Annotated in this window: 23 protein-coding genes and 1 tRNA gene; 20 read left to right on the plus strand and 4 right to left on the minus strand. The window is 61.4% G+C overall.

The window, feature by feature from the left end; translation table 11 throughout:
• The first annotated feature begins 45 nt into the window (after window positions 1-45).
• Window positions 46-119 (plus strand) — tRNA-Val (locus tag NBW56_RS00125).
• A 68-nt stretch (window positions 120-187) separates the two neighbouring features.
• Complete coding sequence (locus NBW56_RS00130) at window positions 188-1,042, plus strand: HAD hydrolase family protein (RefSeq protein WP_250257521.1); 855 nt, start codon at window positions 188-190, stop codon at window positions 1,040-1,042.
• 1 nt (window position 1,043) lies between these two features.
• On the opposite strand, the gene NBW56_RS00135 is transcribed toward NBW56_RS00130, so the two are convergent.
• On the minus strand, window positions 1,044-2,033 hold the full coding sequence (locus NBW56_RS00135) for an L-lactate dehydrogenase (protein ID WP_250257522.1): 990 nt from the start codon (window positions 2,031-2,033) through the stop codon (window positions 1,044-1,046).
• 165 nt (window positions 2,034-2,198) lie between these two features.
• Between NBW56_RS00135 and thrS the strand changes: the two genes are divergently transcribed.
• From thrS to NBW56_RS00195, 12 genes are all read left to right on the plus strand, one after another.
• Window positions 2,199-4,199: a threonine--tRNA ligase gene (thrS, locus tag NBW56_RS00140; protein ID WP_250257523.1), complete on the plus strand. Its 2,001-nt coding sequence runs from the start codon at window positions 2,199-2,201 to the stop codon at window positions 4,197-4,199.
• A 5-nt stretch (window positions 4,200-4,204) separates the two neighbouring features.
• Window positions 4,205-4,807, plus strand: coding sequence for an HIT family protein (locus tag NBW56_RS00145; RefSeq protein ID WP_250257524.1), 603 nt, complete (start codon window positions 4,205-4,207; stop codon window positions 4,805-4,807).
• Entirely contained in the window at window positions 4,804-6,084 is a 1,281-nt protein-coding gene (locus NBW56_RS00150; RefSeq protein WP_250257525.1) for a PrsW family intramembrane metalloprotease, read from the plus strand. The genes NBW56_RS00145 and NBW56_RS00150 overlap by 4 nt, the downstream gene beginning before the upstream one ends.
• 23 nt (window positions 6,085-6,107) lie before the next feature.
• Window positions 6,108-6,863, plus strand: coding sequence for a YebC/PmpR family DNA-binding transcriptional regulator (locus NBW56_RS00155; protein WP_250257526.1), 756 nt, complete (start codon window positions 6,108-6,110; stop codon window positions 6,861-6,863).
• 19 nt (window positions 6,864-6,882) lie between these two features.
• On the plus strand, window positions 6,883-7,467 hold the full coding sequence (ruvC, locus tag NBW56_RS00160) for a crossover junction endodeoxyribonuclease RuvC (RefSeq protein WP_250257527.1): 585 nt from the start codon (window positions 6,883-6,885) through the stop codon (window positions 7,465-7,467).
• A gap of 27 nt (window positions 7,468-7,494) precedes the next feature.
• Window positions 7,495-8,151: a Holliday junction branch migration protein RuvA gene (ruvA, locus tag NBW56_RS00165; protein ID WP_250257528.1), complete on the plus strand. Its 657-nt coding sequence runs from the start codon at window positions 7,495-7,497 to the stop codon at window positions 8,149-8,151.
• On the plus strand, window positions 8,148-9,257 hold the full coding sequence (ruvB, locus tag NBW56_RS00170) for a Holliday junction branch migration DNA helicase RuvB (protein WP_065247694.1): 1,110 nt from the start codon (window positions 8,148-8,150) through the stop codon (window positions 9,255-9,257). Before ruvA ends, ruvB begins: the two co-directional genes overlap by 4 nt.
• A gap of 68 nt (window positions 9,258-9,325) precedes the next feature.
• The gene (yajC, locus tag NBW56_RS00175) at window positions 9,326-9,709 is read left to right on the plus strand and encodes a preprotein translocase subunit YajC (protein WP_250257529.1); all 384 of its coding nucleotides are present in this window, start codon (window positions 9,326-9,328) and stop codon (window positions 9,707-9,709) included.
• A gap of 62 nt (window positions 9,710-9,771) precedes the next feature.
• A complete protein-coding gene (gene secD / locus NBW56_RS00180; RefSeq protein WP_250257530.1) occupies window positions 9,772-11,643 on the plus strand; it encodes a protein translocase subunit SecD in 1,872 nt (623 codons plus the stop codon).
• Window positions 11,643-12,632, plus strand: coding sequence for a protein translocase subunit SecF (gene secF, locus NBW56_RS00185; RefSeq protein WP_074296937.1), 990 nt, complete (start codon window positions 11,643-11,645; stop codon window positions 12,630-12,632). Before secD ends, secF begins: the two co-directional genes overlap by 1 nt.
• Window positions 12,629-13,177, plus strand: coding sequence for an adenine phosphoribosyltransferase (locus NBW56_RS00190; RefSeq protein ID WP_074296935.1), 549 nt, complete (start codon window positions 12,629-12,631; stop codon window positions 13,175-13,177). The genes secF and NBW56_RS00190 overlap by 4 nt, the downstream gene beginning before the upstream one ends.
• Before the next feature lie 80 nt (window positions 13,178-13,257).
• Window positions 13,258-15,540 carry a RelA/SpoT family protein gene (locus NBW56_RS00195; protein ID WP_250257531.1) on the plus strand — a complete coding sequence of 761 codons (2,283 nt, stop codon included), beginning with the start codon at window positions 13,258-13,260 and terminating at the stop codon, window positions 15,538-15,540.
• On the opposite strand, the gene NBW56_RS00200 is transcribed toward NBW56_RS00195, so the two are convergent.
• Both NBW56_RS00200 and NBW56_RS00205 read right to left on the minus strand, forming a co-directional pair.
• Window positions 15,495-16,223 carry a hypothetical protein gene (locus NBW56_RS00200; RefSeq protein ID WP_250257532.1) on the minus strand — a complete coding sequence of 243 codons (729 nt, stop codon included), beginning with the start codon at window positions 16,221-16,223 and terminating at the stop codon, window positions 15,495-15,497. The two genes, NBW56_RS00195 and NBW56_RS00200, sit on opposite strands and share 46 nt — an antisense overlap.
• 101 nt (window positions 16,224-16,324) lie before the next feature.
• A complete protein-coding gene (locus NBW56_RS00205) occupies window positions 16,325-17,953 on the minus strand; it encodes a DUF349 domain-containing protein (RefSeq protein ID WP_250257533.1) in 1,629 nt (542 codons plus the stop codon).
• Between the two features lie 162 nt (window positions 17,954-18,115).
• Here NBW56_RS00205 and NBW56_RS00210 point away from each other — a divergent pair, with 162 nt between their 5' ends.
• From NBW56_RS00210 to NBW56_RS00230, 5 genes are all read left to right on the plus strand, one after another.
• The gene (locus NBW56_RS00210; RefSeq protein WP_250257534.1) at window positions 18,116-18,856 is read left to right on the plus strand and encodes an MBL fold metallo-hydrolase; all 741 of its coding nucleotides are present in this window, start codon (window positions 18,116-18,118) and stop codon (window positions 18,854-18,856) included.
• Window positions 18,857-18,904: 48 nt separating this feature from the next.
• Window positions 18,905-20,251, plus strand: coding sequence for a histidine--tRNA ligase (gene hisS / locus NBW56_RS00215; protein ID WP_250257535.1), 1,347 nt, complete (start codon window positions 18,905-18,907; stop codon window positions 20,249-20,251).
• Window positions 20,252-20,289: 38 nt separating this feature from the next.
• Window positions 20,290-20,661, plus strand: a complete 372-nt coding sequence (locus NBW56_RS00220; RefSeq protein WP_055087681.1) for a thioredoxin family protein — start codon at window positions 20,290-20,292, stop codon at window positions 20,659-20,661.
• Window positions 20,662-20,770: 109 nt separating this feature from the next.
• Window positions 20,771-21,625, plus strand: a complete 855-nt coding sequence (locus NBW56_RS00225; RefSeq protein WP_250257536.1) for a siderophore-interacting protein — start codon at window positions 20,771-20,773, stop codon at window positions 21,623-21,625.
• Between the two features lie 98 nt (window positions 21,626-21,723).
• The gene (locus tag NBW56_RS00230; RefSeq protein WP_250257537.1) at window positions 21,724-22,335 is read left to right on the plus strand and encodes a DNA-3-methyladenine glycosylase I; all 612 of its coding nucleotides are present in this window, start codon (window positions 21,724-21,726) and stop codon (window positions 22,333-22,335) included.
• 12 nt (window positions 22,336-22,347) lie between these two features.
• Here the strand turns inward: NBW56_RS00230 and nirD are convergent, their stop codons facing one another.
• Complete coding sequence (nirD, locus tag NBW56_RS00235; RefSeq protein WP_250257538.1) at window positions 22,348-22,701, minus strand: nitrite reductase small subunit NirD; 354 nt, start codon at window positions 22,699-22,701, stop codon at window positions 22,348-22,350.
• A gap of 228 nt (window positions 22,702-22,929) precedes the next feature.
• On the opposite strand from nirD, the gene nirB reads away from it, so the two are divergent.
• The gene (nirB, locus tag NBW56_RS00240) at window positions 22,930-25,638 is read left to right on the plus strand and encodes a nitrite reductase large subunit NirB (protein WP_250257539.1); all 2,709 of its coding nucleotides are present in this window, start codon (window positions 22,930-22,932) and stop codon (window positions 25,636-25,638) included.

The raw sequence follows: 25,638 nt of genomic DNA on the forward strand, positions 1-25,638 counted from the left end.
CGTGTGGCTTATGACCACGCATAAATAGACCGCACGGTCTCATACGGGCGATTGGCGCAGTTGGTTAGCGCGTTTCCTTGACACGGAAGAGGTCGCTGGTTCGAGTCCAGTATCGCCCACAAATAAAGGCGCCCCGCGGGGCGCCTTTTGTCATCTCTCGTGTTCCTTGACGTGAGAAGGTGGCAGCATGAGCGAACAGCACGCACTCTTTCTCGACTTCGATGGCACCCTTGCCGACCACGGCATCGTCCCCGCAGCGCACGTCGAGGCCCTCCAACGGGTCCGCGAGGCCGGGCATCTCGCCTTTCTCTGCACGGGGCGCCCACATTCCCTCATTCCGCACGACGTCGAGGATGCCCTCGATGGCGTCATTGGTTCCGCTGGCGCCTACGTGAAATTTGGCGACCTTATTCTCGAGGATTCTCGATTCCCCGACGATCTCGCGAAGCGCACGCTGCGTGTTCTTCAGGAGGCAGGCGATTTTCCCTTCGTGCTCGAATCTCCCGAGGCTACCGTCGGGAATCACACTGCCGAGCGGTACATTCGCGAGCGACTCACGCGCTCCTTCTCAACTCAAGAGGTGCTCCCCGCGAAAGAAGTGGGGACCCTCGGTGGGGGAGCGTCGGAGCTGCTCGACGCCTTCGTTCTTCGTGAAAGCCTTGCGGGGGTATCCTTCGCGAAAATCGTGGCGTGGCAAATCCCCGTGAGTATCACCGAGATCGCCCGGCACATCGGCCCGAAGGTGCGCGACATGCCCTACTCGATCGGCGAGGACAAAGACACTTCGGGTGAGTTGCAGCTTGCCGCGATCGACAAGATCGACGGTGTGAAGCGCATGCTCGCGCACGTTGGAATCCCGTGTGAGCGGGCGGTGGGCTTCGGCGACGGCATGAACGATATCGGCATGCTCAAAGGGGTGGGGCTACCGGTACCGGTTGAAGGATCCGACGCCTCCCGCGCGATCGCCGATCCCGCATTTGTGATGCGCGGCCCGCGCGAAGGCGGCTTCGCCGAGGCGATTGAACAGTTGGGGCTCGTGTGACTTATTCGAGCTCGAGGCCGAGCTCCTCCTGAATCGCGCTGAGCTGTCCGGCCGAGGCTCGGAAAAGCAGAGTTTCACGTTCGTCGAGGGGGATGTTGAGAACGCGCTCAACACCGCCACGGCCCACAACGCTCGGCACGCTCATCGCTACGCCGCTGACGCCGCGGTAGTCATCAAGCACGGTGGAAACGGTGAGAACGGCCTTTTCGTCGTTGATAATCGCTTCGCAAATACGCGCGGCGGAAACGCCGATCGCAAGATTCGTGGCGCCTTTCCCCTGGATGATGGCGTAGGCCGAGTTTGCGACCTCGTCGCGCACCGCATCAAGGTCAGCTTCGGTGAAAGCGAGAGTGCCGTCGGCCCCTCGCCATTCACGAAGCGGAATCCCGCCGATGTTGGCGTTTGACCAGACCGCGAATTCACTGTCGCCGTGCTCGCCGATAATGCGCGCGTGTACGCTGCGGGGGTTCACGCCGATCTTCTTGCTGATCAGGAATTTGAGGCGGCTCGAATCGAGCACGGTTCCGGAGCTGAAAACTCGCGAGGAATCAAGGCCGGTAATCTGCTGTGCCGCGACCGTGAGCACGTCGCACGGGTTCGTCACGAGCATGAACATCGCCTCGGGGGCCTGCTCAAGGAGTTGCGGCATGAGTGAACGCAGAATCTTGACGTTGATGCCGGCGAGGTCAAGGCGAGACTGCCCCGGTTTCTGCCGGGCGCCGGCCGTGATGACGACGACATCGGCGCCGGCGACGCACGTAATGTCACCGCCACCGATGACGGTGGCCCCCGAGCCGAACTGCGAACCGTGAGCGATGTCGAGTGCTTCGGCCTCCGCCTTTTCAGCCGCAAGATCATAAAGGGCGATCGTTTGCGCGCTTCCTCGCAGCATCGCAGCGTAGGCAACGGACGCTCCGACGCTTCCGGCGCCAACGATGGCGATCTTGGTAGGGCGGGGAGAGAGGGCGGTTGAAACATGCTGAGCGGTCATATTTTCATCGTTCGCTTCCCGACCACCGTTTCGCAAGTCATTGATTCTCTTTTCACACCTCCCGCATGCGAAACCGGCGCAGAAACACTTCGTGGGTACTCGTTAGACTGTGCGGTGGAGCCGGCAGCGTAGGTCGGTTCGCCCCCGAGATTAAAGGAGTTACCCGTGTCCCAGCTTTCCATCGTCCTCGACGGCTCGCCCACCACGATCGAGCAGGGGACCACGGGAGAAACGCTGTACGAGGGTCGCCGCGAGATCGTCGCCCTGCGCATCAACGGCGAACTGAAGGACCTGTACATTGCGCCTGCCGACGGCGATGAGGTCGAAGGTGTGGATATCGCGAGCGACGATGGCCTCAATATCCTGCGTCACTCATGTGCGCACGTGCTTGCCCAAGCCGTCCAACGCCGTGACGAAAACGCCAAGCTCGGCATCGGGCCGTTCATCACCGACGGCTTCTATTACGACTTCGATGTTGCCGAGCCCTTCACGCCCGAAGACCTCAAGGCGATCGAGAAAGACATGCAGCGCATCGTCAAGGAAGGGCAGCGCTTCCAACGTCGCGATATCGATGATGCCGATGCGCGCGAAGAAGAAAAGAATGAGCCGTACAAGCTCGAGCTCATCGGCCTGAAGTCAAACGCGGACACCGCAGCTGAAGGCGCAAGCGTCGAAGTGGGCGACGGCGGCCTCACGATGTACGACAACGTCAATAAAAAAGGCGAGGTAGTGTGGACCGACCTGTGCCGCGGGCCGCACCTGCCCTCGACGCGCCTCATCGGCAACGGATTCTCCCTCATGCGTTCTGCTGCGGCCTACTGGCGCGGTAGCGAAAAGAACCCCATGCTCCAGCGCATCTACGGCACGGCGTGGGCCACAAAAGACGACCTGAAGGCTTACAAGTTCCGCCTCGAAGAAGCGCAAAAGCGCGACCACCGAAAGCTCGGTAGCGAACTCGACCTCTTCAGCTTTCCCGATGAAATCGGCTCCGGCCTCGCCGTTTTCCACCCCAAGGGCGCCATGGTGCGCATGGAGATGGAAAATTACTCGCGCCTACGCCACGTCGAGGCCGGATATGACTTCGTGTACACGCCGCACGCGACCAAAGGGCAGCTTTTCGAGACCTCCGGTCACCTGGACTGGTATCGCGACGGAATGTACCCCCCGATGCACCTCGATGAAGAGCGCGATGCCGAAGGCAACGTCACGAAGCAGGGCCAGGACTACTACCTCAAGCCCATGAACTGCCCGATGCACAACCTCGTGTTCGCCTCCCGCGGCCGCTCCTACCGCGAGCTTCCGCTGCGCCTATTCGAGTTCGGCACCGTGTACCGCAACGAAAAGAGCGGCGTGATCCACGGGCTCACGCGCGCACGCGGCTTTACCCAGGACGACGCGCACATTTATTGCACGCGCGAGCAGATGCGCGACGAACTCACGACCCTGCTCACCTTCGTGCTCGACCTTCTGAAAGATTACGGTCTCGACGACTTCTACCTTGAACTCTCGACCAAGAACCCCGAGAAGTTCGTGGGCAGCGACGACGTGTGGGAAGAAGCGACCCGCACACTCGAAGAGGTAGCGACCGCCTCGGGCCTCGACCTTGTTCCCGATCCGGGCGGCGCAGCCTTCTACGGTCCGAAGATTTCCGTGCAGGCGAAGGATGCGATCGGGCGCACGTGGCAAATGTCGACCATCCAGCTCGACTTCAACCTCCCTGAGCGCTTTGACCTCGAGTACACGGCTCCCGATGGTTCGCGTCAGCGCCCCGTGATGATTCACCGTGCACTTTTCGGGTCGATCGAGCGTTTCTTCGGGGTGCTCACCGAACACTACGCGGGTGCGTTCCCGGTGTGGCTTGCGCCCGTGCAGGTCGTTGGCATTCCGGTCGCTGGCGAATTCGTGCCGTACCTCGAAGAGGTCGCCCAAAAGCTCCGTGCGCACGGAGTTCGTGTGGAGGTCGACTCCTCAGACGACCGCATGCAAAAGAAAATCCGCAACCATACGAAGGAAAAAGTGCCGTACATGCTCATCGCGGGCGGTGAGGATCGCGACGCCGGCGCCGTGAGCTTCCGGATGCGCGACGGTAGCCAGGACAACGGTATTCCCGTTGATGACGCCGTCGAGCGGATCCTCGAGGCGATTCGCACAAAGGCTCAGGTGTGAACCCGATGAACACAGAGCACGAGGGCGGAGTCGGGCACGCCTTCGAGAACGCGCACGCGTTCGCCGGGACCCCCGACTCCCTCCAACGCCTGTGGACACCGCACCGCGTGGCGTACATTCAGGGGGAGGGCAAACCCTCGAGCGCGGAGGCTACCGACGAATGCCCGTTTTGCACGGGGCCGGACAAGAGCGATGAGGACGCACTCATCGTTCACCGAGGCGACTTCGCGTTTGTGATCCTCAACCTGTTCCCCTACAACTCGGGGCATCTGCTCGTGTGCCCGTATCGTCACGTGAGCGACTACACCGAATTAACGCGGGAAGAATACACGGAGATTGCGGAACTGACGCGCACCGCCATGAGCGTGGTGCGAGCGGTCTCGAAGCCCGCGGGCTTCAACCTTGGAATGAATCAGGGCGAGGTTGCCGGTGCCGGCATCGCCGCGCATCTGCACCAGCACGTGGTGCCTCGCTGGCTCGGTGACGCGAACTTCCTCCCGATCGTGGGGCGCACGAAGGCTTTGCCCTTCTTGCTCTCGCAGACTCGCGAGATGTTTGCCGCCGCGTGGCCCGCAGCGGGGGAGAAAGGCACGAAGGAGCGCACGTGAGCACTACTGGAAAGGCGCTCGGGTACGGGTACGACGTGGAGCGTGAAATCCCCGCGGATCTTGCACATGTCATGCCGTCGTTTGCCGAGCGAGAGCAGCAAAAAAAGAAGCGCGGAAAGTTCGCCACGTGGGTCATCTTTACCCTTGCCTTCGCTGTTCTCGCGTTTGCCGCAGCAGCTCTTTTCCTGCTAGTGATTGTGCCGCTTGGGATCGGCACAAGCCTCGTCTCGCTCACGGCTGCGCTTGTGCCCTTTAGCATCGTGCTTTTCGCCGTGTGGTGGCTTGACCGAACGACCCCTCAACCGCGCTTCACGATGGCCTACGCCTTTCTATGGGGGGCGATCGGCTCGATCTCGCTCACCTACATCTTCGGCACCGCCGTGGTGATCATCATCGCGCTCCAAACTCAGGATGCCACTGCTCAGGAGTTTCTCTCGGTGGCATTCCAGGCGCCGGTTGTGGAGGAAACAACGAAGGCGTTTGGTCTCGTACTGCTGCTCCTCTTCGGCAGGCGGTACATCTCGGGAACGATCGATGGCGTGATCTACGCGGTACTGATCGCGGCCGGCTTCGCTTTCACTGAGAACATCACCTATTTTGCGCGGTCTTTCGCCGAGGCTCAGGTGATGGGGAACTCGACCGTATTCTGGCAAACATTTTTTATGCGCGGCCTGCTTTCGCCGTTCGCACACGCCTCCTTTACCTCGCTCGTAGGTTTGGGAATTGGCATTGCGGCACAGAGGCGCAGCCTTCCGCTCTACTTCTTCTTGGGAGCAGGCGGTCTCGGTCTTGGCATGGGGCTTCACGCCCTGTGGAATGGCGGCTCGATGCTCCTCGCGCTCAATGGCGTGACGAGCCTCAAAGAGTTGCTCTTTTGGTACGCCGTGATTGAAGTGCCAATTTTCCTCACGTTTGTTCTGGTCATGGTCTTCCTTCGGTGGCGTGAGAAACGTATGCTCCGAAGGCGGCTTTCGGAATACGGGCGCGCGGGATGGTTCACTCCGAGTGAGGTCGATATGCTCGTGAGCCTGCGCGGGCGGCGACGTGCGAAGGCGTGGGCGTCTAGTTTTGGCGCTGTAGCGACGTGGACCATGGCGGAGTTCCAGAGCCTTGCGCTTCGGCTCGCAGCCCAGAGGCAGGCGGCAGTTGCGGGACACACGTCCTCGAGAATCAAGGAATCCGAGGCACTGTTGCTTTCGCAACTCACCGAAACGCGCCGTGTGATAGCTGCACTGACGACTCCCGTCGTACCGGCGCGTACAATGGTTCAGCGATAATTGACGACGAATGAGGGAAACCGATGTCAGGTCACTCTAAATGGGCAACGACGAAGCACAAGAAAGCGGCGATTGACGCCAAGCGTTCCAAGCTCTTCGCGAAGCTCATCAAGAACATTGAAGTTGCGGCGCGCATGGGCGGCCCCGACCCCGCTGGTAACCCGACGCTTTACGACGCCATCCAGAAGGCAAAGAAGAGCTCCGTTCCGAACGACAACATCGATCGAGCGGTCAAGCGCGGCGGCGGCCTCGACGGCGCGGGCGTGAACTACGAAACCCTCATGTACGAGGGTTATGCACCCGGCGGCGTTGCGCTCCTCGTTGAATGTCTCACCGACAATAAGAACCGCGCCGTGTCCGAGGTGCGCGTGGCGTTCACACGCAACGGCGGCAACATGGCTGACTCCGGCTCGGTGTCTTACCTTTTCCACCGCAAGGGCGTTGTGACCGTGGCGAAGGCCGGTCACACCGAAGACGAGCTTCTCGAGATCGTGCTCGATGCGGGCGCGGAGGAAATCAATGACGAGGGCGAGGTTTTCGAGATTATTTCGGAGGCCACCGACTTCGTGAACGTCCGTAAGGCACTCCAGGAGGCCGGGGTCGACTACGAGAGTGCGGAAGCGTCGTTCGTACCGACCATGCGTACGGCTGTTGATCTCGAGGGTGCCCACAAAGTGCTTCGCCTTATCGATGCACTCGAGGATAGCGACGACGTGCAGAACGTGTACTCGAACCTCGACATTCCCGAGGACGTGGCCGCACAGCTCGCGGCTGAATAGTTCCTCCTCGGGGGCTTTGATGCGAGTCCTGGGTATTGATCCCGGTCTCACCCGGTGCGGGTTCGGGGTTGTCGATGGCGGCCCCGCCCGCTCCGTGCGCCTCGAGGGCGTGGGGGTCATTACCTCGAACAGGGGCCAGGGGGTGGATTTACGTCTCCTCGAGATTTACCGCGGGCTTACACACGTGATCGAGCAGTATGCCCCCGACATGGTGGCGATCGAGCGCGTGTTTTCGCAGAATAACGTCTCGACGGTCATGGGGACTGCGCAGGTGTCGGGCCTCGCGATCGTGCTCGCCGCCGAGCGGGGGATTCCGGTTCAGATGCACACCCCCTCAGAAGTCAAGCGTGCGATCACGGGCAACGGACGCGCGGATAAGGCGCAAATCCAGAACATGGTGCACAAAATTCTGAGGCTTGACGCGCTACCGAAACCGGCCGATGCCGCGGATGCGGTGGCGATCGCCATTACGCAACTGTGGCGCGGTTCTGGCCCGGTCAAGTTAGGGTCCGACGGTGCCCGGCGCACGAGTGCCCAAGCTCAGTGGGCTGAAGCCGAGCGGAAGGCTCGACGCGCCCAGGAGAAGTCGACCTCCCGTCTGTAGTCGTACGCGTGTTCTAAAATCGTGGGCGTGATTGCTTCCCTTCGCGGCGCCGTGAGCGCCATCGCTCTCGATTCGTTCGTGCTTGAGGTTGGCGGTGTTGGCTACTTGGTGAACACCTCGCCTCAAACTCTTTCCGCCGTCCGCACGGGGCAAGAGGTTCTCGTGCACACAGAGCTTGTGGTGCGCGAGGATTCGATGACCCTCTACGGTTTCCTCACGAAGGACGAAACCGACCTCTTTCGCACGATTCAATCCGTCTCGGGGATCGGGCCGCGCATCGCCATTGCCGTGCTCGCGGTCATGGATCCCTCTCGATTTGCGCGTGCGGTGCTCGACGAGGATGTGAAGACCCTCACGTCCGTCCCGGGCATTGGCAAGAAGGGCGCGCAGCGCATGGTGCTCGAACTGAAAGATAAGGTCGCACCTTTCGCCTCGAGTTCCAAAGAGGGCGGGGAGCCTGCACCTTTGGAAGCAGATCCCGCGCAAGAATCGGTTCTTGAGACACGTGCGGCAAAGGACGTCGTGCAGGGGCTCCAAGGCCTTGGTTGGCCCGAGAAAGGCGCGCGTGAAGCTGTCGAATCTGTGCTTGCGGGTTACGAGGAGAAAGAGAAGGGCTCGAGTGCGAACCTTGATTCGGGCGTGCTGTTGCGCCTCGCCCTGCGTCATCTAGGTGGCCGTGCATGATCGAGCATTCACATGTGAGCGGCGAGAGCGAGGAGTCGAACGAGACCCTCCAGCGGATTATCGGTGCCGAGGCCGGTGCGCTCGACCGCGCCGCCGAGGGCGCACTGAGGCCGAGAGAACTTGCGGACTTCGTTGGTCAAAAGAAGGTGCGTGAGCAGCTCTCGCTTGTTCTCGACGCCGCTTCGATGCGCGGAACGCCGCCCGAGCACATGCTCCTTTCGGGGCCTCCTGGGCTCGGTAAAACGACTCTCGCGATGATCATTGCCCACGAGCTTGGTTCCCCGCTCAAGATCACCTCCGGTCCGGCAGTGCAGCACGCGGGGGACCTCGCCGCCATTCTGTCGTCCCTTGAGGAAGGGGAGGTGCTCTTCATCGACGAGATTCATCGCCTCGCCCGTCCTGCCGAAGAGATGCTTTACATGGCGATGGAAGATTTCCGCGTTGATGTCGTGGTGGGGAAAGGCGTTGGTGCCACGGCTATTCCACTCGAATTGCCGCCGTTCACCGCTGTCGGGGCAACGACGCGTGCTGGCATGTTGCCCTCGCCTCTTCGCGATCGTTTCGGTTTCACGGGGCACCTTGACTACTACACTGCCGAGGAACTGTCTCGTGTGATCGCACGCAGTGCTGCGCGTTTGGAGATCGAGATTGAGGCGAAGAGCGCCTACGAAATTGCTTCTCGTTCGCGAGGCACACCTCGTATCGCCAATCGGCTCTTGAGACGTGTGCGCGACTATGCCCAAGTACGTGGCGGCGGAGCGATCACGATGGAGTCCACTCTCGAGGCGCTCACGGTCTATGAGGTCGATCCTCGCGGGCTTGATCGACTCGACCGCGCCGTGCTTCATGCGCTTTGTACGAAGTTCGGGGGTGGGCCAGTCGGTCTCTCGACCCTCGCGATCGCCGTGGGCGAAGAAACAGAAACCGTCGAGACCGTCGTGGAACCGTTCCTCGTGCGCGAGGGACTCCTGGGGCGTACTCCGCGCGGAAGGATCGCCACGCCGGCCGCGTGGCGGCACCTCGAACTCGACGCTCCGGCTCCTGATTCGGCGCATGACTCTACGCTCTTCGATGTTTCCGGACGTGAGGACGGTCGCTTTACCTGAATGGGAAATTGAGGGCGATGCGCGGGTAGAGTGGAAGAGACTGTGACCCCCGATGGAAGGCTCGCCTCGTGCAAAACCCCATGTTTTTGTTGATCATCATGCTCGTCGTGATGGCCGTACCGATGTTCCTCATGTCGCGCGGTCAGCGCAAGAGGGTTCAGCAGCATCAGGAGCTCGTCAAGTCCCTCGGCGTCGGTGATGAAGTGCGCACGCACTCCGGGTTCTACGGCATGATCGTCGAAGAAGAAGGCGACACTGTCATTCTCGAAACCGAGGATGGCTCGCAGCTCAAGTGGAACCGCAACGCCATCGCTGAGCGCACCGAGAGCTTCGGTGACAACGCCAACGATCAGTCGGCCGCTGGCAGCAACGAAGCGTCGGTCTCTGACGCCGACCTTCGCAGCGATGCGGAAAAGTCCTCGGATTTCCTCGCGGACGACACCAAAAACTGAACCGTAAAGGGCGACGCGCGGAAGCTTCGCGCGTCGCCTTCGTGTGACATAAAGGACCGTTCATGCCAGCACGACGCATAGCGCTTTCGGCGCTCACCGTCCTGATTCTCGTCCTCGGGGGCATCCTCGGCTTCGGCGTGGCGAACAACGGGTGGAAGGCCGCCCCGAAGCTCGCGCTCGACCTCGAAGGCGGAACCCAGGTCATTCTTCAAGCCAAATCTCACAACGGCGAGACCATCACCTCCGAGCAGATGGAGCAAGCGCGACAGATCATTTCCCAACGCGTCAATGCGATGGGCGTTGCCGAAACGGAGATCTCCGTCCAGGGCGGCACGAATATCGTCGTCAACGTTCCTGGGAAAATTGACGAGGCGACAAGCGATGCCCTTCGACGCACCGCGACGATGAGCTTTAGGCCCGTTCTCCTCCAGGTCGGGCCCAATGCAGGGGTTTCGGATGCTGGTGGTGCAAGCGACGGCACCTCGGGGGAGGACGCGGCGTCTCTCGGGCCCGTTGCCCAGGATGTGGCGTCGGCATCGGACGGTGGGGGCGAGAAGTCGTCTTCTTCGAGCGAGGGCGTGAACACCTACGAAGGTGAGAAGGCCTGGAGCCAAGCTTGGCTGAACACTGTCGACCAAGAAGAGTTCGCGAAGCTCGACTGCACCGACCCGGATACTCTCAACAATCACACGATCTCGGGGCGTGACGACGAGGCTGTCGTCGCGTGCGGGGCAGGCGGTACCTCGAAGCTCATTCTCGGCCCCGTTGTCGTCTCCGGTGAGGCCATCACGGATGCGAACGCCGGTGCTGATCACAACCAAGCGGGGCAGGCCACCGGGTACTACGCGGTCAACCTCTCTTTCAATGACGCCGCAGGCAAGGCCTTCGGGGAAATGAGCTCTGCGCTTTATGGCGGCCAGGGCGCAACTCAGCAGTTCGGTATCGTTCTCGATTCGCTCGTGATTTCCGCTCCGCAAGTGCAAGCGGTCACCACGACACAGTCCACGATCACGGGCAACTTCACGGCTGATCAGGCGAAGGAACTCGCCAGCCAATTGAAATTCGGTGCGCTTCCGCTCGAGTTCACGGTGCAATCCGAGCAGCAGATCTCGGCGACCCTCGGTTCCGATCAGCTCACTTCGGGTCTCATCGCGGGCCTCATCGGCCTCATTCTCGTCGTGATCTACGCGGCCTTCCAATACCGTGTGCTTTCGATCGTCACGACCGCCTCACTCGCCATCATGGGCGTGCTCGCCTATCTGATCATCACACTTATGTCGAACATGCCGGAGATCGGCTACCGCCTGTCACTTGCGGGCGTTGCCGGCCTCATTGTGTCGATCGCCTTCACCGCCGACTCGTTCATCGTCTATTTCGAACGCGTACGTGATGAAATCCGCGATGGCCGCGGAATTGTCGCGGCAATTGATCACGGTTGGGATCGCGCGAAGCGCACGATTCTCGCTTCCGATGCCGTCAACGTCATTGCCGCGGTGGTGCTTTACCTCGTGAGTGCTGGCGGTGTTCGAGGCTTCGCCTTTACGCTCGGACTCACGACGATCCTCGACCTTCTCGTGGTTTTCTTGTTCACCCACCCTCTTCTTCAGAGTCTCGGTCGCACGAATTTCTTCGGCAAGGGGCACCCGGCCTCGGGTCTCGACCCGGCGCTGCTCGGCCGCGACGTTCCCGCGTATGCCGGACGCGCGCGTTTCCGCAGCCCTGAGGAACGTGGGAAGAGCCGCAAGAAAAAAGTGGGCGATCAGGGCTCGGTAAGCGTCGGAACTGAAACGCTCGCCGAACGAAAGGCGCGGCTTGCTCGTGAAGCTGCGGAGGATTCGCACACTTCGGACACCTTAGTTGAGCGCTCTGGCTCGCACGCAGCGGCGAGCGGGGATTCCTCCGCTCCCACCACGACCCCGAAGGAGGATCGCTGATGTCGCGCTTTTCCACGTTCGGCAACGAACTGCACTCCGGTGAGCGTTCGCTTCCCATCGTGACCCGCCGCAAGTGGTGGTACCTCGCCTCCGCAGCCATCCTTGTGATCCTCGCGGTCATCACGGGTGTGCGTGGTGTCAATTGGGGCATTGAATTTACGGGCGGGAGCGAATTCCAGGTCTCGCACGTGCAAAATCCGGACCAGTCGCTCGCGCGTGACGTCGTTCGCGAGCACGTTCCCACGAATGAACCGCGCATCTCCCAGGTGGGCGGCAACATTCTTCGCGTGCAAACCGAGGAACTTTCCACCGACGCCACCAAGGCACTCAGCGCTGACCTTGCGAAGGCCTATAGCGTTCCGGCAGAGGACGTCTCGAGCTCGTTCATTGGCCCGAACTGGGGTGGGGATGTCACCGCCAAGGCCATCCAAGGCATCGTGATCTTCATGCTCCTCGTGACCATCGTGATGGCGCTGTACTTCCGCAACGTGAAGTCGTCGATTGCGGCAATGGCCGCACTGATGCACGACCTCCTGTTCACGGTTGTGGCCTACGGTGCGATCGGCTTCGAGGTCACACCAGCGACCGTGATCGGTTTCCTCACGGTGCTGGGCTACTCGCTTTACGACACCGTGGTGGTGTTCGACAAGGTGCGTGAGAATACCGAGGGCTTCCTGGAGCGGGCGGATGCGACTTTTGCATCGCTAGTGAACCGCGCTACCAACCAAACCCTCGTGCGCTCGATCAACACCTCGGTTGTGGCGCTCCTTCCCGTCGGGTCGATCCTCGTGATCGGCGCATTTATTTTGGGTGCCGGCACTCTCAAGGACATTTCGCTCGCCCTCTTCGTGGGCATCATCGCCGGTACCTATTCCTCCATCTTTCTCGCGCCCAGTTTCCTTGTGGACTTGCGCAAGGGCGAGAAAGCCATCAAAAACCACACCGCGCGTGTTGAGCGCACACATGAAAAGGACGTTGCCACGGCATGACCACCACTCCAGTTCCCCCCGAAATCGCCGAGATCGAGCGCACCCACATCGGGCTCTATCAGGACTTCCCACAGCCCGGTGTGCTGTTTCGCGACATCACCCCGCTGCTGCGCGACCCGAAAGCGATGAAGAGCGTCATCAAGTATTGGGCGAGCACCGTTCCGGGCGACGTGGATCTGATCGTCGGTACCGAAGCTCGCGGATTCGTCTTCGGGGCCCCGCTCGCGTACGAGATGGATCGCGGCTTCGTGCCTGTTCGCAAGGCCGGAAAGCTGCCCGGTAAGCCCACGTCGCTGACGTACGACCTTGAGTACGGCAGTGCAACGATCGAAATCGCTGAGAATGCCGTGCCGAAGGGCTCTCGCGTGCTCGTGCTCGATGACCTTCTGGCAACTGGTGGCACTGCGGCGGCCACGATCAAGCTGGTGGAGTCGCTCGGTGCCGAGGTTGTGGCGGCGAGCTTCCTGATTGAACTTCTTGGCCTGGGCGGCCGCGACAAGCTCGGCGATATTCCCTTGCACACGGTCTGGAGCATTCAGAACTGAAGAGTCGCATCCCGGTGCAGGCCGTGGGCAAAAACGGTCTAGACTGGGATGATTCCACGATGAGGAAGGCGGTGAGCGGCATGGACGCGGATCGTGATGACTCCCGCCCGCGTAGCGTATGGGGAACGAAGGATGACCCTCTGCTTGTGCCGCTCATCGAAGCGATCAGGGAGCTGCATCCTGACGCCGATCTCGCCCTCGTGTATCGGGCCTACGAGGTTGCCGAGTACTGGCACCGCCCGCAGTTTCGCAAAAGCGGCGAGCCTTACATCACGCACCCCATTGCGGTCGCGACTATCCTCGCAGGCATGGGCTCCCCGCCCGATGTGCTCGCTGCTGCCCTCCTTCACGACACGGTCGAAGATACCGACTACACGCTCGAGGAACTGACCGACGATTTCGGTGAAGTGATCGCGGTCATGGTTGATGGCGTGACCAAACTCGACAAGGTGCGTTACGGCGAGGCCGCCCAGGCCGAAACCGTCCGCAAGATGATCATCGCGATGAGCCGCGATATTCGCGTGCTGCTCATCAAGCTCGCCGATCGCCTTCATAACGCTCGCACGTGGAAGTACGTGTCGAGCTCGAGCGCCGAACGCAAGGCGAAGGAAACACTCGAGATTTACGCTCCTCTCGCCCATCGCCTCGGCCTCAACGCGATCAAGTGGGAACTCGAGAACCTGAGCTTCCAGGTGCTGTATCCGAAGCTGTACAACGAGGTGGTCGCTCTCGTGGCTGAGCACGCCCCGGCGCGCGAGGAATACCTCGCAGGCGTGATCGGCACGATTCAGGAAGACATTAAATCGGCACACATCGAGGGCACCGTGACGGGGCGCCCGAAGCACTATTACTCGGTGTACCAAAAGATGATTGTGCGCGGGCGTTCCTTCAGCGACATCTACGATCTCGTGGGAATCCGCGTGCTCGTGGATACGGTGCGCGATTGCTACGCGGTGCTCGGTATTCTTCATGCGCGCTGGAGCCCCATGCCCGGACGGTTCAAGGACTACATCGCGCTTCCAAAGTTCAACCTGTATCAGTCGCTCCACACCACCGTGATCGGTCCGGGCGGAAAGCCAGTTGAAATTCAGATCCGTACGTGGGATATGCACCGGCGCGCCGAGTACGGCGTTGCCGCGCACTGGAAGTACAAGGCGGCGACCGCGCGCGGGGAAAAAATCGATGATTCACCCCAGGATGCGGCCGTGGGTGGGGATATGTCGTGGTTGCGCCAGCTCCTTGACTGGCAAAGAGACACGACCGATTCGGATGAATTCCTCGATTCGCTGCGTTACGAGATGGCCTCGAACGAGGTGTATGTGTTCACCCCGAAGGGCGACGTGGTTTCTCTGCCGCAGGGGGCAACGCCGGTAGATTTCGCCTACGCGGTGCACACGGAAGTCGGGCACCGCACGATGAGCGCGCGCGTGAACGGCAAGATCGTGTCGCTCAAGTCAGAGCTCGCCACTGGCGACGTCGTCGAGGTGTTCACATCGAAAGCCGAAGGGGCAGGCCCGAGCCAGGATTGGCTTAACTTTGTGGCTTCCACACGTGCGCGCACGAAGATCCGCCAGTGGTTCTCGAAGGAGCGACGCGAGGAAGCCCTCGAGCGCGGACGTGACGAGCTTGCTCTCCAGTTGCGCAAGCAGAACCTTCCTCTCCGCCGGATGCTCACGCACGAGATGCTCACGAACGTCGCTGCAGACCTCAACTACGATTCCGTTGATGGCCTTTACACGGCGATCGGTGAACACCATGTGAGCGCCGAGAACATTGTGGGTCGCCTCGTTGCTGAGGTTGGTGGCGCGGAAGGGGCACAGGATGACATCGTTGAGTCGGTCGTGCCCTCGAGGGCACTCGCGAAACCACGCCGTACCACGCACGCTGATCAGGGAGTGGTCGTTGATGGTCAGCGCGACCTCTGGGTGAAGCTTTCCAAGTGTTGTGCGCCCGTTCCTGGTGACGAGATTGTGGGCTTCGTGACGCGTGGCAACGGCGTGAGCGTGCATCATGCGGCGTGCGCGAACGCGATTCAAATGCGCGAACAGCAAGCCGATCGTTTTGTTCCCGTGAGGTGGTCGGGTGCCACGAACCAGGCGTACCTCGTGCATATCAAGGTGGAGGCGCTCGACCGCGCGCGGCTCCTGACGGATCTCGCTGACGTGATTTCGGAGCTTGAGGTCAATATCCTTTCCGCTTCCGCTCATTCTTTGCCGGATCGGATTGGAATCGCGTTGTTCTCGTTCGAGCTTGCTGATCCGTCGCATCTTCGAACAGTGCTCAAGCAGGTGCGAAAGGTCTCGGGAGTGTTCGATGCCTACCGCGTGACGAGCGACGGCAAACCGATGGGATCCACCCTCTGATGGCCCGGCGCTGGGCTGTGGGCCTCGAGTCTTTCCTCAATCTCTCTCGCGAGTGCGGCGAGCCGCTTGTAGAGTGCCCTTCCCGTGCGTGGACCTGAATAACCGCGGCCGCGGCCTGAGCGACGGGCACGATAGGCAATTCTCGTGAGGTCGCTGCTTGTGACCCAGCCCTGTGCCACGAGCCTTTCGGCGAAGTCGCTCGCGCCCTTCGGCGCGCTCGCACGCGTTAATTCGGCGAACACGCGGTGAGGCGCGAGGGTAGGGACTCCTGCCGGGTAGGCGACGTCTCCCGTGGTGATGGTGATTTTCCGCAGGTGGATTCCCTCGTGTTTTTGGCTGTGCCGTTCGGAGGCGACGATGAGGCATTCGTGGGGCTCACCTCCGCACCACACCCACGCGGCTGTGTGGTCGGCGAGCACGGCGCCGGGAGCAGTAGCAGCCTGGGGAGAGCGCTCAAGGGCTATTCCGACGGCGGCTGCTCTTTCTCGAACCCCCATGTCGTGAGTGAGCATGACGGCAAAGCCGGCTCCAATCGGTGCGAGCGGTATATCGCGTGCATAAAACGGGAGGGATGCGCCGGGCGAAACGAGAAGGTCGTTTCCGGCTTCGAAAGCAAACGGCGAGCGGCCAGCGTTGCGAAGCAGGGGAGCGAGGGCCGCCGTGGCGTGTGAGTGCCGAGTCATGACTCAAGGGTCACACGAAGGGCGGGGTCCCGCTGGAACCCCGCCCTTCATTGTGGAGAACTTTCTCTCAGGAGCGTAAGGCGTACCTCGTGAGCCGTAGCTTAGCCGAGATCCTTTGCACTGCGCTCGATCACTTCGAGCCATTCACGCCTCGCATCGAGAGCGGCTTGCGCCTTCTCGATCTTCTTCGCATCGCCTGTAGCTTTCGCCTTCTCGAGGTCGTCCTCGTAGCTCGCGATCGCGGCGTGTAGCTGCGAGGAAGCACCTTCAACGCGGGCTTTCGTGCGCGGGTCGGTGCGACGCCACTCGTCGTCCTCAGCCTTCTGGAAAGCGGCGCGCACGGCACGGATGCGCTCGTCGACGCGGCGCATCGCGTTGCGCGGAACCCGCCCCGCGGCATCGAAGCGGTCTTCGATCGAGCGGAACTGTTCTTTTGCTTTGCCGAGGTCCGTGATGGGCAGGAGTGCCTCGGCTTCGGCGAGGAGGCCTTCTTTGACTTTGAGGTTTTCGGACTGCTCGGCGTCGATCTTCTTGAGGTCCGCGTTACGGCGCTCGAAAAACGAATCCTGCGCGGCCTTGAACTTGGCCCACTGGGCGTCGTCTTTCTTGCGGTTGCCGCGCGGAGCCGCACGCCACTGGTCCATAAGCGAGCGGAATTCGCGTGCCGTGGGGCCGAAATCTTCCGAGTCTTGAATCGCCTCGGCCTGCTCAATGAGGCGCGCCTTGATCTTCTCCGCTTCGGCGTGCTGCTCATCGAGTTCGCTGAAGTGGGCGCGCCGCTTGCGGTCAAACTCGCTGCGGGCAGCCGAGAGGCGCTTCCAGAGCTTGTCTTCGACCTCGCGCTCGAGCGAAACCTCGTTCTTCTGCATTTCCTTCCAGTCCGGAACCATCGAACGCATGCGCGCGGCAGCCTTCTTCCAGGAAATGCGGTGCGAATCAGTTGCGACGAGCTCCTCGATTCCTTCGACAAAGGCCGTGCGCTTCTTGGTCGATTCCTCGCGAGCCTCAAGGCGAGCTTTTTCAAGTTCACCAATCAGTTCTTTGGCCTTTTCTCGAAGCTCATGGGCGCGCTCGCGAAGTGCGGGAATATCGCCGACGACCTTCGGTTCCTTCATGTTTTTTCGCATCTGCTCAAGGATGCGATTGAGATCGGCCTGGGTGAGCCCGGGGACCTGGAGTTTTTGATCCACAACATCGAGGAACGCGCTCAGGTCGAGATATGCGTGGGCGAAAGGCGTGAGAGCCTTGTCGCGCTCGGTGCCCTTTTCGACGGTTCCGATCTCGCGGATCTGCGTGCCGTCTTTCACCGTGACCGTGCCTTCGGCGTTGACCTCGCCGTATGCGAGTGCCTCGGTGACCTTGGCGTCGTCATAGCTCGTTGCGGTGGGAACGATGGGCACCAGGGGAGTGCGGGGGGCTTTGCCCTTGAGCTGCGCGGGGGAGCCGGGCTTCGGGGCCCCGGGCCTTGGCGCTTGCGGCTTTGGAGCGGCGGGTTTCGGTGCCTGGGGCTTTGCAGCGTTACCCGATGCGTCCTTCGCCTCGAGGTCGTTGGCCGCGGTGGAGGCCTCAGATGCGAGCCCGGCTTCCGAACCGCTCGTCGAGGATTCAGGAGCCTCCGTTGCCGTGGATGATTCGGTAGCCTCGGGCACTTCGGTCGTGCTGGGTGTTTCGACGGCTTCGGGAGCTTCAGGCGCGGTGGTCTCGGGGGTTTTCTGGTCGTTCTCGTTCACGAGCTTCTCCTAGGATTCGAGGGCACCGGAGTGCCTCGGACAGGGGGCGGGGCGTATTGCCTCGCACCAACGGCGGCGCTTGGGCCACGGCATCACGTAAAACTGTATCGCGGATAACACTGCTAACGGAATTTCATGTGTCTTTCTGGGAAAAGGGGCACGATGGTGAGTATGAATGCAGAGCGCGCCACCCTCGATTTTGTTGTATCCCCTTATCTCAGCGCGACATGCTCGCTTCTCCACAACGACCGCGATGCGCTCCTCGTCGATCCCGGTCTTGACGTTGCGAAAGATGTGAGTGCGCTGCTCGAGAAGAATGACCGTGAACTTCGCGCGATCCTCGTTTCCCACGGCCACCTCGATCACGTCGCCGATGTGTCGCTGCTTGCCGAGACGTACGGCGTACCCGTGTACGTGGGCAAAGCGGATGAATACAGGCTTGAGAACCCCTTGGGCCAGCTACCGTCGGCCTTTACGCATCACATTCGCCCCCGCTGGGACGAGCGTGGATGGACGAAGCCTCGGGCAGTACATGCCCTCGCCGATGGTGAAGCCCTCGAAGCCGGGACCCTTCGCCTCGGCGCGCACGCCTATCCCGGCCATACCGAAGGCTCGACACTCTACTTCTTCGACGGTGAGGTGCAGATCAATCCACTCGTTGGTGTCACGCCGCGCGCGATGACCGCACCCGCGCTTGCGTTCACGGGCGACGTGCTGTTCAAAGGCACGATTGGTCGCACCGATCTTCCGGGTGGCAATGCCGAGGACATGAAAGCCTCGCTCACCAAGCTTCGTGCGTTCGCACTTGAGCACGCTGAAGCCGTGATCGTGCCGGGGCACGGCCCGCTCAGCACCTTCCGCGACGAACTTGCCGATAATGGATACCTGCGCACCGCTTTCTAAAGCGGGTTTCGCGCACACGACACCACGACCAGAAAAGGAGAAGTGCCCATGGCGAAAGTGACGCCACTTTCCGGATTCCCCGAATGGCTTCCCGCCGAACGCCGAATCGAGCAGCACGTGATGGACACGTTCCGCGAGGTTGCCGAGCTGCATGGCTTCTCCAACATTGAAACGCGTGCGGTTGAGCCTCTCGATCAGCTCCTCCGTAAGGGCGAGACCAGCAAAGAGGTTTACCTGATCTCACGCCTTCAGGCCGAAGAGGAGGAGAGAGAAAAGGAAAGCCAAAAACTCGGCCTTCACTTTGACCTCACCGTTCCGCTCGCGCGCTACGTGCTTGAGCACCAGAACGACCTTGCGTTCCCGTTCCGCCGCTACCAGATCCAGAAGGTGTGGCGCGGCGAGCGTCCCCAAGACGGTCGCTTTCGGGAGTTTTACCAGGCCGATATCGACATCATCGGGCAGGATACTCTGCCGTCGCACATGGATGCCGACGTCGCGATCGTCATGGCCGAAGTGCTTGGCAAGCTTCCGATTCCCGGTTTCACCATCTCGATTAACAATCGCAAGCTCTCGCAGGGGGTTTTTGAAGCGCTTGGCCTGAGCGATATCGAAGGCGTTTTGCGCCAACTCGACAAACTCGCAAAGGTGGGTGAAGCGGAGGTGCGCAAGCTCCTCATCGAACAGGTGGGGGCAAGCGAAGAGCAGGCCGACGGCTGCCTCGCCTTCGCGAGTATCAAGGCGACTCACGAGGACCTCGCCGACAAGGTTGGGGCGCTCGGGGTCTCGAGCGACGACATCACGAACGCACTCGAGGAACTGAGCTTCGTGATCCGCACCGTTAACTCTTCGGTGCCGGGCGCATGCATCGCCGATCTTTCGATCGCGCGTGGACTCGACTACTACACGGGCACGGTGTTCGAAACGTTCGTGGAGGGCCATGAGGATCTTGGCTCGATCTGCTCTGGCGGCCGTTACGACACGCTCGCGACCGACAACCGCCACTCGTACCCGGGCGTTGGCCTCTCGATCGGTCTTTCACGTCTCGTATCAAGGCTCGTGACGCGTTCGCTCGTGACGGCCACGAGGGCCGTGCCGACCGTCGTGCTCGTGGCCGTCACGGATGAGGAGCACCGAGTGGCAAGCGTCGAGGTTGCTCGCGTTCTGCGCTCGCGCGGCATTTCCGCCGAGATCGCGCCGAGCGCGGCAAAATTTGGGAAGCAGATCAAGTATGCGGACCGTCGAGGCATTCCGTTCGTGTTCTTCCCCTCCGAGGATGGCAGGGGAGAAGTCAAAGACATTCGCAGCGGCGAACAGACCCCAGCCGACGCGCACACGTGGCAGCCACCACAAGACGACATGACCGCGCGTGTGGTGGCGACCACCTCGACCAAATAACCTGAAATAAGAACGCCTTTAAGGGAGTTAAAAACGACATGGCTACCGTAGAAATGACCAAGGACAACCACGACGAACTCGTCAAGGACGGGATCGTCTTCATCGACTTCTGGGCAGAATGGTGCGGTCCGTGCCAGCGCTTCGCCCCGATTTTCGAGAAGGCCTCGGAGGAGAACCCCGACCTCACCTTCGCGAAGGTCGACACCGAGGACCAGACGGAACTCCAGATGCAGTACGGTGCGACCTCGATCCCCACGATCGTGGCCTACCGTGACGGCATCCCCGTTTTCGGCCAGCCCGGTGCGCTTCGCCAGGCTGATCTCGATTCGCTTATTTCGCAGGTGCGCGGCCTCAACATGGACGAGGTCCGCAAGGCTTACGAAGAGCAGCAGGCGAAACAGGGCAAGTAAGCACTCGCTCTCCGCAAGAGGGAAGAGGCTCGCCAGGAACGGCGAGCCTCTTCCCTTTTTTGAAAGGGTGCAGTTTTGAAAATGGGGAGCTGTCGGTATAGTGCTGCGCATGACATCGGAAAGCGCCGCAGCCCCTCCCCGTGGCAAAACCAAGCGCCAGCAGGCCGTGCTCACAGTTCAGGACAAGACGCAGGTGAGTAAGAACCTCGTGAGGCTCTGCCTTGGCGGCTCTGACTACGTAAAGCTCAACCGCAATTCGTGTACGGACGCATACGTCAAGCTCCTTTTGCCACAGCCGGGAAGCGGTCTAGCAGCACCCTTCGACATGGATCGGCTGCGAATTGAGGCCCCCGAACTCCTGCCCGCACGCCGCACGTATACGGTCCGCCGCTGGGATGATGCGAATGAACGGCTCTGGATTGACGTTGTCGTGCACAACGCTCCGGGTCAGCACGGCCTTGCATCCGACTGGGCCACACGTGCGCACGAAGGTGACCAAATCGCGCTCATGGGGGCTGGTGGTGGCTATTTGCCGCACCCAGAAGCCGATCTCCACGTCCTCGTGGGGGATCACGCAACAGTCCCGGCGATCGCCGCCGCGCTGGAGGTAATGCCGTCGAGCGCACGAGGCCACGCCGTCATTCACGTCGAAGACGAAGCCGATATTCTCCCCTTCTCTCTCCCGGAGGGCTTTTCGCTCGAATGGGTTGTTGGCGCGCGCGAAGGGCTTCTCGTGGCTGTCGAAACGCTCGATATTCCACACGACATCATCGACAAGCGCGGTGTCCATGTCTTTTGCCACGCCGAACGCGGCCTCACGAAGCAGTTGCGTGCCCATCTCGTGCGCGAAAGGGGTATTGCGCGCGAAGACATTTCGATCTCGGCGTATTGGGCGCTCGGCCGAGTGGAAGATCGATTCCAAGCAGAAAAGCGCGAAGCGATCGGTCGCATCGACCCCGATTGAGGGCGGTCTTGCTACGGCTCGTGCTCCACACCTTGGTGTTTTCCATGTCCTTGCACGGCCGAGAACATGCTGCGAAGAACAGTCGCTAGTCTCGAAGCATGAACAGCACAGTCACGCAGTTGCCGAGCTGGGCGAGCTCGAGCCCGCTCATGGAGAACTACTACCTCACGGAATGGGGTGTCCCTGTCACTGATGAGACCGGCGTTTTTGAGCGTGTGAGTCTCGAGGTCTTCCAATGCGGGCTCTCGTGGTCCACGATACTTGCGCGCCGCGAGGCTTTCCGCGAGGTTTTTCACTCCTTCGAGGTGGACCGGGTCGCAGCGATGGGGGAGAGCGACGTCGAGCGCCTTATGGGGGACCGGCGGATCATTCGCAACCGTCGGAAAATCGAAGCGACCATTGGTAATGCTCGTGCCGCGCAGGTCTTGCGCGAAGAAGGTTCGGACCTCGCCACACTCATTTGGAGTTACGTTCCCGAAGAGACGTACGCCCCTCAAGTACAAGAAGAAATCCCCTCGCGCGATGAAGTCTCGACGCGAATGTCGAAGGACCTCAAAGCTCGAGGGTTCTCCTTCGTGGGGCCCACAACCTGTTTCGCCTTGATGGAGGCGATTGGAGTTGTGGACACGCACCTCGTGACGTCACCGCGACGCGGTAGCTCGGGTGTTTTCGGTTCCGACGGCCGCCGGGCTGACGCCGCGACGCTTTAGGTGAGGTCGAGGTTAGGCGGGATTTTTCGAATCGAGATCAACCTCGATCACGCCGTCACTCACGCGCGAATCGTAAACGGGCAGTGTGTAGGCATCGCTCCCGTAGCATTGACCATTCTCAAGGTCGTAGACCTCTTTGTAAATGGGGCTGGCGAGTGTGGGGCGTGAAGCGCCGTCCACGGTGCGATCGCCCACAATGCCGCGCGACATAACCCCCTGCTGGGTGCGCGGATCCACATTCGAGACAACGTAGATCTTGCCATTCCACGCCTTCACCACGGCAACCTGCTCGGTGCCGAAGAGCGCCGCTTCAGGCAGGTCCTGGTTGATGTCGGTCTCCTTGCAGATGCTCTGCCAGTTGCTCATGGTCGTCCTCGCTTGTCGGTCAAGTGGCGGGCAATGTCGATGGCGGGGGAGTTCGGCCAAAACTGTGTTTGGCCTGCGGCGTAGCGGACCAAAGTCCCCCGTGGAACTCGTGTGGACCGGCGCGAAAAATCCCTCGCTTGTGCACCTCCACTGTACTCGAAAACGGGAGTCGATTTTGTGTAGGGTGGAAAGACATCTACACCCCTAAGCCTTGAAGTAGGAGCTGCCGTGAGCACTACCGACGTTGCCCTCAACTCTGAAACCGCTAACGAGGATGCTCTCGTCAAGCACGTCGTCGTCGTGGGCGGCGGTCCCGCCGCCCAGCGCTTCGCCGAAACGATGCAGGCACGCGACAAAGCCGGTGCCTACAAGATCACCGTCATCTCCGAAGAAAAGGTCGAACCCTACGATCGTGTCAACCTCGCGAAGCGCTGGGACAAGAGCTACGACCTGACCCTCGGCGACCGCTCGCTTTGGGAGGATCCGCATATCGACCTGCGCCTCGGCGACCGCGTGAACTCGATTGAAACGGACTCGAAGCTCGTACGCACGTCCTCCGGCACGGTCTACGGCTACGACGAGCTCGTGCTCGCGACCGGTTCTAACGCCTTCACCCCGCCCATTAGTGGCTGGGATACGAAGGGCGTTTTCGTGTACCGCACCGTTGACGACGTTGACGGCATGAGCGCCACCGTCGAGGGGCTCAAGAACGACGCCAAGCGCACGGGCAAGGCAGTCGTGCTCGGTGGAGGTCTTCTCGGTCTCGAGGCTGCGGGCGGTCTCGCGAGCGAAGGCTACGAAGTGCACCTCGTTGAGCTTGCGGGCTGGCTTATGCCCGCTCAGCTCGACGAGGGCGGTGGCAACCTTCTCAATCGTCTTATCGAGCAGCGCGGCATCGTGCTCCACACGGGCGTGAGCCTCGAGCAGGTGCTGCCCCGCGTCGAATACCGCAAGGGCAATACCGCTGACGAAGAGGCGATTAATGCCGCCGCTTCCAACGTGCGTGGCGTCAAGCTTTCCGACGGCACCGAACTCGATGCCGACCTCGTGTGTCTTGCCGTCGGTATCCGCCCCCGCGACGAGCTCGGCAAGGTCAACGGCTTCGAAATGGGCCCGCGCGGCGGCATTATGGTCGGCCAGGATTGCCGCACCTCGGTCGAGCACGTGTGGGCAATCGGTGAATGCGCCGCCATGGAAGGCCGCACGATCGGCCTCGTGGCCCCCGCCAACACGATGGCCGAGGTCGTTGCCGATCAGCTCCTCGGTGGCGAGAAGCTCTTCGGCGAGATCGACGGCTCGACCAAACTCAAGCTTTCCGGCATTGATGTCGCCAGCTTCGGCGATGCGAAGGGCGCCGAGAAGGACTCGCTCGATGTGGTCTACGCCGACCCCACGCGCGGCATCTACCAGCGCCTCGTGATGAGCCCCGATGCAGCCGTTCTCCGCGGCGGCATCCTCGTGGGCGACGCCTCGAACTACTCGACGCTTCGCGCGTACATCGGCCGCGAGCTTCCGGGTGATCCCGCCGCTTACCTCGCTGCGGGTGGCGGCGAGGTTCCTGACTCGGGCGACATGCCCGACGACGTCATCGTCTGCTCGTGCAACAACATCTCCGCGGGCACCATCAAGGCAGCGATCAACGGTGAGGGCGACTTCGCCGAGGCCTGCCACGATATTCCGTCAATCAAGGCTGCCACCACGGCAGGCACCCAGTGTGGCTCGTGTGTGCCCCTTTTGACCAAGATCCTCGGCAACGAGCTCGCAAAGTCGGGCATTGCCATGTCGCGCGGGCTCTGCGAACACTTCTCGATGCCCCGCGCCGAGCTGTTCCAGATCGTGAAGGAACATGACCTCAAGAGCTTCCCCGAGGTGATCGGTCGCTACGGTCAGGGCAACGGCTGCGATGTGTGTAAGCCGGTCGTGGCGTCGATTCTTGCGTCGCTCCGCGATGATTACATTCTCGGCAGGGGCCTGCAGGAGCTTCAGGACACCAACGATCGCTTCATTGCGAACATGCAGAAGGATGGCACCTATTCGGTGATCCCGCGCATGCCCGGTGGCGAAGTGAACCCCGAAGCCCTCGTGGTTCTCGCCGAAGTTGCGCGCGACTTCAACCTTTACACCAAGATCACGGGCGCTCAGCGCATCGGCCTTTTTGGTGCCCGCCTCGAGCAGCTCCCGAACATTTGGACCCGCCTCGTCGAGGCCGGCTTCGAGTCAGGCCAGGCCTACGGCAAGAGCCTCCGCGCCGTGAAGAGCTGCGTGGGTACGGATTGGTGCCGCTTCGGTCAGCAGGATTCGGTTGGCATGGCCGTGCTTCTCGAGAACCGCTACAAGGGGCTTCGTTCACCACACAAGTTCAAGCTTGGCGTTTCGGGCTGTGCGCGCGAATGTGCGGAGGCCCGCGGAAAAGACATCGGCGTCATCGCGACCGACAAGGGCTGGAACCTCTACGTTGGCGGCAACGGCGGCTTCACGCCTCGCCACGCCGACGAATTCGCGCACGACCTGAGCGACGAAGAACTCGTGAAGTACGTTGACCGCTTCCTCATGTACTACATCTCGGATGCTGACAAGCTCCAGCGAACCGCGTCCTGGGTTGAGGCACGCGGCATCGACCATGTCAAGGAAGCCGTACTCGAGGATTCGCTCGGCATGGGCGAGCAGTGGGAACACGAGATGCAGAAGTTTGTGGACAACCACAAGGACGAGTGGGTCGAGGCAGTGAAGGATCCCGAGAAGCTCTCGCGCTTCCGTTCGTTCATCAACGCCCCCGAGACCCCGGACCCGCTGTTCGCGCGTGTACCGATGCGCGATCAGAACCGCCCGGCCACCCTTGAAGAGCGTGAACAGGTGCTCATCTCCGGCCCGGTGATTTCCTTCCGCGATGCCCACGGCCAGGAGGTTCCCGCCGCTCAGGTTCTCGAGCGCAAGTAA

It is taken from the genome of Dermabacter sp. Marseille-Q3180, from assembly GCF_940792985.1.
Taxonomy (GTDB): domain Bacteria; phylum Actinomycetota; class Actinomycetes; order Actinomycetales; family Dermabacteraceae; genus Dermabacter; species Dermabacter vaginalis.